Annotated in this window: 9 protein-coding genes; 2 read left to right on the forward strand and 7 right to left on the reverse strand. The window is 67.1% G+C overall.

Annotated elements, in window-relative coordinates:
• Positions 1 to 2: 2 nt before the first annotated feature.
• From RV045_RS03900 to dapA, 6 genes are all read right to left on the reverse strand, one after another.
• Positions 3 to 1094 carry a hydrogenase small subunit gene (locus RV045_RS03900; protein ID WP_423234459.1) on the reverse strand — a complete coding sequence of 364 codons (1092 nt, stop codon included), beginning with the start codon at positions 1092 to 1094 and terminating at the stop codon, positions 3 to 5.
• Between the two features lie 301 nt (positions 1095 to 1395).
• A complete protein-coding gene (locus RV045_RS03905) occupies positions 1396 to 2640 on the reverse strand; it encodes a magnesium transporter CorA family protein (protein ID WP_423234460.1) in 1245 nt (414 codons plus the stop codon).
• 10 nt (positions 2641 to 2650) lie between these two features.
• A complete protein-coding gene (locus RV045_RS03910) occupies positions 2651 to 4039 on the reverse strand; it encodes a GntP family permease (protein WP_423234461.1) in 1389 nt (462 codons plus the stop codon).
• Positions 4040 to 4072: 33 nt separating this feature from the next.
• Positions 4073 to 5632, reverse strand: a complete 1560-nt coding sequence (gene lysS / locus RV045_RS03915) for a lysine--tRNA ligase (RefSeq protein WP_423234462.1) — start codon at positions 5630 to 5632, stop codon at positions 4073 to 4075.
• An 84-nt stretch (positions 5633 to 5716) separates the two neighbouring features.
• Positions 5717 to 6886, reverse strand: coding sequence for an outer membrane protein assembly factor BamC (bamC, locus tag RV045_RS03920; protein ID WP_423234463.1), 1170 nt, complete (start codon positions 6884 to 6886; stop codon positions 5717 to 5719).
• A 79-nt stretch (positions 6887 to 6965) separates the two neighbouring features.
• On the reverse strand, positions 6966 to 7862 hold the full coding sequence (dapA, locus tag RV045_RS03925) for a 4-hydroxy-tetrahydrodipicolinate synthase (RefSeq protein ID WP_423234464.1): 897 nt from the start codon (positions 7860 to 7862) through the stop codon (positions 6966 to 6968).
• Between the two features lie 62 nt (positions 7863 to 7924).
• Between dapA and RV045_RS03930 the strand changes: the two genes are divergently transcribed.
• Together RV045_RS03930 and RV045_RS03935 are read left to right on the forward strand one after the other, a co-directional pair.
• On the forward strand, positions 7925 to 10045 hold the full coding sequence (locus RV045_RS03930; protein ID WP_423234465.1) for a DNA topoisomerase IV subunit B: 2121 nt from the start codon (positions 7925 to 7927) through the stop codon (positions 10043 to 10045).
• Positions 10045 to 10404, forward strand: a complete 360-nt coding sequence (locus RV045_RS03935; RefSeq protein ID WP_423234466.1) for a tRNA-binding protein — start codon at positions 10045 to 10047, stop codon at positions 10402 to 10404. Before RV045_RS03930 ends, RV045_RS03935 begins: the two co-directional genes overlap by 1 nt.
• 43 nt (positions 10405 to 10447) lie before the next feature.
• On the opposite strand, the gene RV045_RS03940 is transcribed toward RV045_RS03935, so the two are convergent.
• Complete coding sequence (locus tag RV045_RS03940; RefSeq protein WP_423234467.1) at positions 10448 to 11842, reverse strand: MFS transporter; 1395 nt, start codon at positions 11840 to 11842, stop codon at positions 10448 to 10450.
• Positions 11843 to 11936 lie beyond the last annotated feature (94 nt).

Genomic DNA, 11936 nt, shown 5'->3' on the forward strand with positions numbered 1-11936 from the left:
GATCAGTGTCCTTGCTTTTCAGTCTGGCTGGGGGCGGCGTCCTTGCTGCTGACGCGCTTGATCACCGAGGCTGCGGCGTGCGCGGCAGTGACCGCGCCCACGACCAGCGCGGCCTTGCCGCCGATGCTGTCGGCCGTGCCTTCAACGCCAAACTGGTGGATGGTGGTCAGGCGGTCGTAGAACGAGCCCTTGTCCCAGAAGCCGTCTTCCGAGCAGCCGATGCAGCCGTGTCCGGCCTTGATGGGGAAGCTGACGCCCTCATTCCACATGACGGTGGAGCAGGCGTTGTAGGTCGTCGGGCCCTTGCAGCCGACCTTGTAGAGGCAGTAGCCCTTGCGCGCGAACTCGTCGTCGAACTTCTCGACGAACTGGCCGGCGTCGAAGTGCGGGCGGCGATAGCACTTGTCGTGAATGCGCTGGCTGTAGAACATCTTGGGACGGCCCTGGCGGTCCATCTCGGGGATGCGGTCGAAAGTCAGCATGTAGGTGATCACGCCGGTCATCACTTCAGCGATGGGCGGGCAGCCCGGCACCTTGATGATGGGCTTGTCGGTGATGACCTTGTCAATCGGCGTGGCCTGCGTCGGGTTGGGCTTGGCGGCCTGCACGCAGCCCCAGCTGGCGCACGAGCCCCAGGCGATGATGGCTTTGGCGTCCTTGGCGACGCGCTTGAGCTTTTCCACGAAGGGCTTGCCCGACTGGATGCAGAACATGCCATCCTCGTTCAGCGGCGGGTTGCCTTCCACGGCCAGGATGTACTGGCCTTTGTATTTGGTCATGATCTCTTCGAGGATGGCCTCGGCCTGGTGACCGGCGGCGGCCATCAGCGTGTCATCGTAGTCGAGCGAGATCATGGACAGCACCACATCCTTGGCCAGCGGGTGTGCCGAGCGGATGAAGGATTCGGTGCAGCAGGTGCATTCCAGACCATGCAGCCACAGCACAGGCGTGCGCGGCTTGGTCTCCATTGCATGCGCGATCTGAGGCACAAACGCCGGCCCCAGGCCCAGCGAAGTGGCCGTCAGCGAGCAGTACTTCATGAAACTGCGCCGGGATATGCCCTGACGCCGCATGACTTCGTAAAAGGTTTCCACGGGGTGTCTCCTGGTTGGATGGCCGCCCGCGCGGGGAGGAAATCCCCGGCGGCACGCTCCTCTCCATACAAAACCCGTGCCAAATGTCACGACCCCAGGGTAAATACTTATCTTTCGATGTGACAAGCCGCCTGCCAAAGCGACATGCCAGAGGCAGAAGCGTCTTCCGACGCATGGCGCGGCAGCGTCATGCCGCGTTCTGGACAGCGCTCCCAGACGCTCAGTGAACGCAGTGGTTGAAAAGTTTTCAGACAGATCGGATGAAATTCTTTCAACCCGGGCTATCGCGCGCGGGCTGACCTCAGCGCACTGCCCCGCTGCTTTCCAGGTAACGCTTGCGCCAGAACCAGCCCGCCATGGCGGCGGCCAGCGCGATCATGCTGCCCAGCGTGAACCAGAAACCGCCCACCCAGTCCAGCAGCGGCATGGTGTGGAAGTTCATGCCAAAAATGCCTGCCAGCAGGTTGAGCGGCAGGAATATGGCCGTGAGCACAGTCAGTGTGCGCATGATGTCGTTGGTGCGGTTGCCTTGGGCGCTGAAATGCATCTGCAGCGTGGTTTCGGCGTTGGCTTCCAGGCGCTGAACGTGGCGCGCCACGCGGTTGACGTGCTCCTGCACGTCGCGGCTGCGCACTTTCAGCACCGTCAGCACGCGGGCGTCGTCGCCCGATTCGTCCACCGCCAGACCCTCCAGGTGCAGCAGCCAATCGGCCAGCGTGGCCTGCTGGTCCTCGCAGATCTCGTACAGGCGGTGCAGCCCCAGACGCGACTGCAGCAGCGCGCCCCAGTCGCTGAAGCGGCTGGCCGGGCGCAGCAGTTCGTCCTGCCAGTGCTCCAGCTGGTGGGTCAGGTCGCGGCGCAGGTCCAGAAAGCCATCGACGATGTGGCCCAGCAGGCGCAGCATCAGGTCGGTGCTGTTGAGCGGCAGCACGCTGCCGGTCAGGCGGCGCGGCGCGGACGGGTTCGGGCTGTGGCCCGCGGGCAGGTCAGCGTCCATCTCGCAGGCCTGGGCGCGGGCGTAAGCGGCCTGCGCGCGCAGCAGCTCCTGCGCGGCGTCGCTGCGGTAGGGCAGCGTGGCGTCATCGTCCGGCCCCGGCGCGCCCTCGCCCGCTGCGGCGCAGCCCAGACGCTGCAGCAGCGCCGCCTGGCTGGGACAGCCGTCGGGGTGAATGCTCAGCAGCAGACGGTCAAACAGCGCGAAGCCCACCGCCTCCGTGTCGAGGTGGCGCAGCGCCGTGGGGTCGGACTCGGCCACTGTGCCGGGCTGCAGACGCCGGAAAATCAGCAGCTGGTAGCCCGGCCCGGCCTCGCACGACGAGGGCCGCTGGGTGTTGAACAGATCCGCCCAGTGCAGATCAATCAGATCGTCGCCGCAGACCTGCGTCAGCATGTCCTGCAGCGCGTGCGCCTGACCGGCAAAAGCGCTGCGCGCGCAGCTCACCCACAGATAGCCCTCAGACGGCGCCTGCTGCGGCAGGCCCTCCAGGAGGCGCACCGCGCCCGGGCAGACGTGGACGGCGATCAGGCCGCAGGCCGGAGCGCTCAAAACGGCCGCATCAGAAACTGCCAAACGCCGTGCCCAGGGCGATCACGACCCCCAGTGCCAGCATGGGCAGCGCCACGGTGACCATGGCGATGTTGCCGTAGGACTGGCGGTGGGTCAGGCCGCAGATGGTCAGCAGCGTGATGACCGCGCCCGAATGCGGCAGCGTGTCCATGCCCCCGGCGGCCAGCACGGCCACACGGTGCATCAGTTCCGGGCTGATCCCGGCTTCCTGCGCCATGCGCAGATAATCGGAGCCCAGCGCCTGCAGGGCAATGCTCAGGCCCCCCGAAGACGATCCGGTGATGCCGGCCAGCACATTCATGGCCACCGCCTCGGAGATCAGCGGGTTGCCCGGCGACACGTTCAGCACCACGTCACGGATCAGCGCGAAACCGGCCAGGCTGGCGATCACCGCCCCGTAACCGACTTCGGATGCGGTGTTGAAAATCGGCAGCAGCGCCCCGCTGCACCCTGCGTTGATGCTGCTGCGCATGTCCTTGAGCTGACGCGCCTGCACGAGCAGCAGCCACGCAATGGCCACGCCCAGCGCGATCAGGATGGACCAGATGCCCGCGCTCTTGCCCGGATCCAGGCTGGCGAAACGCGCCTTCATAAAGCCCATGTCCAGGGCCGGAAAGACCGCGTAAGTCATCAGGGCGTTGACGCCGATCACCAGCACCAGGGGAATGAAGGCCTGCAGCGTGGAGATGTCCGGCTCGCTGCCCGGGGCAATGGCCGCCCCTGCGCGGCTGTCTTCGCCATAGCCTTCCCCCAGACGGCGCGCCCGCGCCACCCGCGACTGCAGCCACAGCAGGCCGCCACCGCCCATGATCAGCGCGGCGATCACGCCCAGGCCCGGCGCCGCGAAGCTGTTGGTCCCGAAAAACGCGATGGGGATGGCGTTCTGGATGGCGGGCGTACCCGGCAGCGCCGTCATGGTGAAAGTGAACGAGCCCAGCGCGATCGAAGCCGGTATCAGGCGCCTGGGGATGTCCGCATCGCGGAACAGCGCCTGGCTGATCGGGAAAATGGCAAAAGCCACGACAAACAGCGACACGCCGCCATAGGTCAGCAGCCCGCAGGCCAGCACCACCGTCAGCACCGCATGGCGCGAACCCACACGGCGCTCGGCCCACAGCGCAATGCGGTGGGCCGCACCCGAATCGGCCATCAGCTGGCCAAACACCGCCCCCAGCAGGAAAAGCGGGAAGAACTGCATCAGGTAGCGCGACAGCGCTCCCATGAAGGTGTCGGTGTAAATCGGCAGCAGCAGCGCCGCGTCACCCGACAGCAGCACGGCCAGCGCAGCCATCAGCGGCGCCAGCAGCAGCACCGAAAAACCGCGGTAGGCCAGAAACATCAGCAGGCCCAGCGACAGGAAAATGGACAGGGTACTCATGCCAGATGTTGCTCCAGGGTCAGCAGAGTGCGGTCAAGCCTCGTGGCGCAGCGCCGGGAAGAGGATGATGTCGCGGATGCTGGCCGCGTCGGTCAGCAGCATGACCAGGCGGTCCAGGCCAATGCCGCAGCCGGCGGTCGGCGGCATGCCGTACTCCAGCGCGCGGATGAAATCGGCGTCGTAATACATGGCCTCTTCGTCGCCCGCGTCCTTGGCCTGCGCCTGCTGGTTGAAGCGGCGCGCCTGCTCTTCGGCATCATTGAGCTCGGAGAAGGCGTTGGCGATCTCGCGGCCGGTGATATAGAGCTCGAAGCGCTCGGTCACGCCCGGATCCGCGTCCGAAGCCCGCGCCAGCGGCGACACCGCCACCGGATGATCCATGATGAAGGTCGGCTGCCAGAGCTGCTCTTCCACCACTTCCTCGAACAGCGCGAACTGCAGCTCGGGCAGGCCCCAGTGCGCCATCGCCGTCACGCCGCGCGACTGCAGGCGCTGGCGCAGGTGATCGGCGTCCGTGGCCTGCTCGTCGCTCACGCCCGCATACTGGCGCACCGCCTGCGCAATCGTCAGCCGCGCGAAGGGCTGCGACAGATCGACCGGGCGGCCCTGGTAGCTGAGCTGCGCCGTGCCGCACACCGCCTGCGCGGCGTGGCGCAGGATCTGCTCGGTGAAATCCATCATGTCGCGGTGCGTCCAGTAGCTGGCGTAGAACTCCATCATGGTGAACTCGGGGTTGTGCCGCACGGACACGCCCTCGTTGCGGAAATTGCGGTTGATCTCGAACACGCGCTCGAAACCGCCGACCACCAGACGCTTCAGATACAGCTCGGGCGCGATGCGCAGGAACATGGCCTGATCCAGCGCGTTGTGGTGCGTCACGAAAGGCCGCGCGTTGGCGCCGCCCGGAATCGGGTGCAGCATGGGCGTTTCGACCTCCAGGAACTCGTGCTGCAGCATGAACTGGCGGATGGCCGCCAGCGTGGCACTGCGGCGGCGGAAGCGCTCGCGGGTGTCGCTGTCGGTGATCAGATCAACGTAGCGCTGACGCACTTTCAGCTCGGCGTCGTGCACGCCGTGGAACTTGTCGGGCAGCGGGCGCAGGTTTTTGGTCAGCAGGCGCAGCGACGTGGCGTGCACGCTCAGTTCGCCCGTGCGCGTGCGGAACAGGTGGCCGGTGCAGGCCACGATGTCGCCCAGATCCCAGTGTTTGAAATCGGCCAGCGCCTCTTCGCCGACCGAATCGCGGGCGATGTAAAGCTGGATCTGGCCGCTGGCGTCCTGCACGGTGGCAAACGCCGCCTTGCCCATGACGCGCTTGAGCATCATCCGCCCGGCGACGGTGACCCCCCGCTTCTGCTCTTCCAGGGCGACGGCGTCGGTCTCGCTGAATTCGGCGTGCAGCGCCGCCGCCTGGTGCGTGGGCTTGACGTCGTTGGGAAACACCGCCTGGCCGCTGGCCGCCGCGCGCTCGCGCAGGGCCTGCAGCTTGGCGCGGCGCTCCTGGATCAGGGGGTTGTCCGCGTGGCTGCCGTGCGTGCTGGCTTCGTGGGCGGCGAAAGAGGCCGCGGCGTCCGGGCTGGTATGGGAAGACATGGTGTGGGTCTCAAAAGAACAAAAAGCGCCCGAAGGCGCATGGGGGATCGGGTCAGGGCTGCGCGGCGCCCGCTGGGGCAGCGATCATTCCTTGGGGAAGAGGTCCTGCAGCAGGCGCAGCTGCAGCTCGGGCGACACGGGCGAACCATCGCTGGCGCGCGCGTCCACCGTCACCACGGCCTGGCTGGCGATCTGGCCGGGCCCGACGCGGACAGTGGCCTGCGCGCCCTTGGGCAGCAGGCTCTTGTCCTTGCTGAACAGGCCCGAGAGGAACCCTTTTTCCTCGACCGGCGGGGTGACGCTGTAGGTGCCCTGGGCCTCGTCGCGCGACTGCATCTGCCAGAAGCTGCGGTCGATGTTCAGGCCGACCACACGCCAGGCCTGCGCCGGAGGCTGGTTCAGCACCACGCCGGACTGGCCGGACGGCAGGGTCTGCGGCTGGGCCGCCGCGCGGCCGCGGTCATCGGACTGCACGGGCTGGGCCTGCTGCACATCTTTGCCGCCGCCCAGTTTGAGCAGCACACGGCGCAGGTATTCGGTCTCGATCTGCGGGTTGCGCGGCGAAGGCACCCAGACCACGCGATCGGCCTGCGAGACGATGTTGCTGTTGTCGGCCTCCTGCATGCCCTTGTGGGTCAGGTAAACGGCGCTGCCACCACCCGGCGCGGGCTCGACGCGCACGACAAACTTGTCGCGCTGGCCGGTGGAGTACAGGCTGTCAAAGAAGCGGCCAATACTGCGGCGGATGAAATCTTCGGGGATCTTGGTACGGTCTTCCTTCCACTGCGTTTCCATCAGGCCGATGGCCGGCTGGTCCACGGCCAGCTCGAAACCGGCATCCGACCAGAACTGGCGCAGCGCCGTCCAGGTCTGCGCCGGGGTCAGCGAAGTCTGCACCCACTGCAGGTTGCCCTGACCCATCAGGCGGGCATCGCCCACCACGGCGGGCGTGACAGCCGGAGTGGCGCGGGCCGCGCCCGGCGCTGCGGGCGTCTGTGCGCCGGGGCCCGCCAGCGTGACGGCGCCGCCGATGGGCGTGTTCTCGCGCACAAAGCCCTGCTCGGCGCTGAGCTGGCTGAGGTCGGGCGGCACGACCAGATCGGCCACGCTGCCGGACTGCTTGCGGTAGTCGACCTCGTCGCCATCAAACATTTTGCCGATCGACGAGCAGCCCGTCAGCCCCGCCATGGCGATCACGGTCAGGGAAACCGCCAGGGGGCGGGCGCGGCGCAGGGTCGGTTGTTTCTGGGGCATTGCGGTCCGATCAGTGTGGGGCATGGGGTGTTCCGGCCGGGGCCGGGAGAATTCGGGTGAGGCCAGAAGCGGCAGAACGTCAGGATACAGCGGGAAGCTCCAGCCCCGCATCGCGACAGGCCTGCAGCACGCGCTCGCGGCCAGCCGCACTGAGCGGGAGGATGGGCAGGCGCGACACGTCCTGGATCAGGCCCATGCGCGACAGCAGCCATTTGGTCGGCGCCGGGCTGGGCTCACTGAACAAGACCTTGTGCAGCGGCAAAAGTTGCAGCTGCAGCGCGCGGGCGCGGGCGACATCGCCCGCCAGCGCGGCGCGGCACAGCTCGGCCATGCGGCGCGGAGCCACGTTGGCGGTGACGCTGATGTTGCCGTGCCCGCCCAGCAGCATCAGGGCCACGGCCGTGCCGTCGTCACCCGAGTAGATGGAGAAATCTTCCGGCGCCTCGCGGATCAGCCACTGCGCGCGCTCGATGTTGCCGGTGGCTTCCTTGATGCCGATCACCTGCGGAATCTGCGCCAGGCGCAGCACGGTCTCGTGCTGCACGTCGGCCACGGTGCGGCCCGGCACGTTGTACAGCACCATGGGCAAGTCGACCGCATCGGCGATCGCCGCGTAGTGCGCGTAAATGCCGTCCTGGCTGGGCTTGTTGTAATAAGGCACGACCGACAGCGTGCAGTCGGCGCCAACCGATTTCGCCACTTTCGAGTGCTCGATGGCCTCGGCGGTCGAATTGGAGCCCGTGCCCGCCATGATGGGGATGCGTCCGGCGGCGTGATCGACGGCCAGCTTGATGATGTCCCAGTGCTCCTGCGTGCTGACCGTGGGCGATTCGCCCGTGGTGCCAACCATGACCAGGCAGGACGTGCCCTCGGCAATGTGCCAGTCGATCAGGCGCTTGAGCGCAGGGGCATCCACCTGGCCATTGGCCTGGAAAGGGGTGACCAGGGCGACGATGCTGCCGGTGATGCGATTCATGGAAAGCCTGCAGGAAGATAGGAAGAAGGGGCGATCAGATTGCCGGATTATAAAATGCCCGCATGACCCTCCCTGCTCCCCCCTCCGCAAAATCCACGTCCGGCGCCCCAGCGGGCGATTACGGCGAAAGCGCCATCCGCGTCCTTAAGGGCCTGGAGCCCGTCAAGCAGCGGCCCGGCATGTACACGCGCACCGAAGATCCGCTGCACATCATCCAGGAGGTGATCGATAACGCCGCCGACGAGGCGCTGGCGGGACATGGCCAGCGCATCGCCGTCACGCTGCACCTTGATGGCTCGGTCAGCGTCGAGGACGACGGGCGCGGCATTCCCTTCGGCCTGCACCCCGACGAGGGCGTGAGCGTGCTGGAGATCGTCTTCACCCGCCTGCACGCGGGCGGCAAGTTCGACAAGGGCTCGGGCGGCGCGTACAGCTTTTCGGGCGGCCTGCACGGCGTGGGCGTCAGCGTGACCAATGCGCTCTCGACCCGGCTGCAGGTCAGCGTCAGCCGCGACGATCAGGTGGCGACGCTGGCTTTTGCGGGCGGTGATGTGGCCGAAGCGCTGCAGGTGCGGCCGCGCGCGGCGGGGGAGCGGCGCAAGGGCACGACGGTGCGCGTCTGGCCCGATGCGCGTTATTTCGACAGCCCCACCCTGCCGCTGGCGCAGCTGGTTCACCTGCTGCGCAGCAAGGCGGTGCTGCTGGCCGGGCTGAAGGTCGAGCTGATCCAGGAAAGTCCGCGCCAGACCCAGGCCTGGCAGTACCGCGAAGGCCTGCGCGACTATCTGGCGCAGACGCTGCCGGGCGAGCCGCTGGTGCCGCTTTTCGAGGGCGAGCGCCACACCAGCGCACGCGAGGCGGGCGACGCCGACAGCAGCTTCGCCGAGGGCGAGGGCGTACAGTGGGGCGTGGCCTGGACCGAAGAGGGCGCGCTCCTGCGCGAAAGCTACGTCAACCTGATCCCCACCGTGGCGGGCGGCACGCATGAGGCCGGGCTGAAAGACGGCCTCTTCCAGGCCATCCGCCACTTCATTGATCTGCACAGCCTGCTGCCCAAAGGCGTCAAGCTGATGCCCGACGACGTGTTTGGCCGCGCCAGCTTCGTGCTGTCGGCGCGCGTGCTGGACCCGCAGTTTCAGGGCCAGACCAAGGAGCGCCTGTCCAGCCGCGATGCGCTGCGCCTGGTCAGCCAGTTCGTCAAACCGGCGTTCGACCTGTGGCTGGGCAGCCATGTCGATCATGGCAAGCGCATCGCCGAACTGGTCATCCGCCAGGCGCAGGTGCGCCAGAAAGCCGGGCAGAAGGTGGAAAAGCGCCGCAGCTCGGGCGTTGCCGTGCTGCCGGGCAAGCTGACCGACTGCGAAAGCCGCGACCTGCTCTTCAACGAGCTGTTCCTGGTCGAGGGGGACAGCGCGGGCGGCAGCGCCAAAATGGGCCGCAACAAGGAGACGCAGGCCGTGCTGCCGTTGCGCGGCAAGCTGCTCAACACCTGGGAGGTGGAAGCCGACCGGCTCTTCGCCAACACCGAAATCCACGACATCGCCGTGGCGATAGGCGTCGATCCGCACCGCCTGGACGGCCCGGACGCGCTGGAGGGCCTGCGCTACGGCAAGGTCTGCATCCTGTCGGACGCCGATGTCGATGGCTCGCACATCCAGGTGCTGCTGCTGACGCTGTTCTACCGGCATTTTCCGCAGCTCATCGCGCGCGGTCACCTGTACGTGGCGCGTCCGCCGCTGTTCCGCGTGGACGCGCCCGCGCGCGGCAAAAAACCGGCCAGCAAACGCTACGCGCTGGACGCCGCCGAGCTGCAGTCCGAACTCGACCGCCTCCGCAAAGAAGGCCTGAACGACCCCGCCGAGCACCCCGGCAGCAAGGCGGTGTGGTCCATCAGCCGCTTCAAGGGCCTGGGCGAAATGAGCGCCACCCAGCTGTGGGACACCACGCTCAACCCCGACACCCGCCGCCTGCTGCGCATCGCGCTGGATGCGGATGCGCCCGCTGCACTTGCCATCGCCCGGGTCCCCGAGGACGACAGCTCAGAAGCACAAAGCACCCCCGAGGCACCCGGTACACCCGACAGCACCCAGCTCATCCTGACCCAGCTCATGGGCAAGGGCGAAGCGCAGGCCCGCCGCGAACTGATGGAGCTGCACGGCGATGCGGTGGAGGTGGATGTGTGATGCCTGATTCCCCCACACCACCCGCCCCCATCACCTTCGACGACTTCCTGGCCGTGGACTTACGCGTCGGGCGGGTGATGAGTGCTGAAGAGTTCCCGCAGGCGCGCCGCCCGGCCTACATCCTGCATGTGGATTTCGGCCCGGAGATCGGCGTGAAAAAATCCAGCGCGCAGATCACCGTGCACTACACGCCGCAGGATCTGGTGGGGCGGCTGGTGGTGGGGGTGGTGAATTTTCCGCCACGCCAGATCGGGCCGATCCGCTCGGAGTGCCTGATCACCGGCTTTCACGACGCCAGCGGCGCCGTGCGTCTGTGCCAGCCCGAGGGCGAGGTGCCGCTGGGGGCGCGGCTGCTGTAAGCGTCAGCAGGCCGCCCCCACCAATCCGGGGCTGGGCATCCGCTCAGGCCCGCTTCATGGCCAGCGCCGCCAGGCGGCTGGCCTCGTACTGAGCTGCGGGCACCGGCTGGGCATCGGGCTGGCCCAGGTCCTCGGTGCGCAGGCGCGAGTTTTCGCGGGCGCTCCAGATCGCCAGGGCCGAGATCACGGTGATGGCCAGCGTGATCGACCCGACCACCACCGGCACGCTGGTTGATCCCGGAGGAGCGACCGCGGTGAACAGGGCGGGCAGCAGCGCCGTCAGCATGGTGCCGAAGTTCTGCGAAATGGCCATGGCGGTGACGCGGGTGCGCGCCGGAAACAGCTCGGGGTAGAAGCTGGGAAAGACCGCGTTGTAGCCCTGGTAGACCACGCCCCACATCAGCAGCGACATGATGATGGCCAGCGGCACGCTGCCGATGCTGATCGCATACAGGTAGGCGAAGGACAGCAGCCCCGACAGCACGCAGCCCAGCGCCATGGGCAGGCGGCGGCCGATGCGGTCGGACAACGCCCCAACGTGCGGAATGATCAGCACGGCCAGGATGTTGCCCAGCACCGGAATCCACAGGTAAACGTCCTTGTGAAAGCCCACGCCGTACTGCGGCTGCACCGCGTAGGCGGCGCCGAACACCGTCGTCACCACCGGAATCACGTTCATCAGCGAACCCAGCGCCACGCGCAGCATGTTGGCGCCACTTTCGGCAAACGCCGTCGGAATGGGCGCGCGCTGCAAGGCCGTCTTGGCCTGCCCGGCCTCGAACACAGGGGTTTCCTCGACCTCGCGGCGGATGTAATAGCCCACGACAATGACCCCAAAGCTCAGCAGGAAGGGGATGCGCCAGCCCCAGCTGTTGAACGCGTCAGCGGGCATAAAGTGCGCCAGCGGCAGGAAAACAGCGGCGGCCAGAATCTGTCCGGCCTGCACGCCCTGCAGCGTGAAGCTGGCGTAGTAGCCGCGACGGCCCAGCGGCGCGTGCTCCAGGATCATCGAACTGGCGCCCGAGATCTCTCCCGCCACCGCAAAGCCCTGGATCAGGCGCAACAGCACCAGCAGCACCGGGGCCAGCATGCCGACCTGCGCGTAAGTCGGCAACAGGCCGACAGCCAGCGTCGAAAATCCCATCAGGAACATGCACAGCACCAGCACGCGCTTGCGCCCTTTGGTATCGCCCCAGTGGCCCAGCACGAAGGCGCCAATCGGGCGGGCCACATAGCCCACGCCGTAAGTGGCCAGCGAGGCCACGATGCCGACCGTGGGGTCGGTGCTGGGGAAGAAGATCTGCGGGAAGATCAGCGCCGCGGCCGTGGCATAGATGAAGAAATCGTAATACTCGAGCACCGAGCCGATCCAGCCACTGGCCGTGGCTTTGCGGGTCTGGCTGGATGGGGCGCCAGCAGGGTGTGGGGCAGTGGACATGTCTGTCTCCGGTTCTGTGTGAAAGTGCCGCTAATCTAGCGCGGCCTCAATTGTCAAACAATGCGATAGCCGCAATAGCAGCTATGCCATCTAC

The sequence above is a fragment of the Amphibiibacter pelophylacis genome, from assembly GCF_037688875.1.
In the GTDB taxonomy this organism is placed as follows: Bacteria; Pseudomonadota; Gammaproteobacteria; order Burkholderiales; family Burkholderiaceae_C; genus Amphibiibacter; species Amphibiibacter pelophylacis.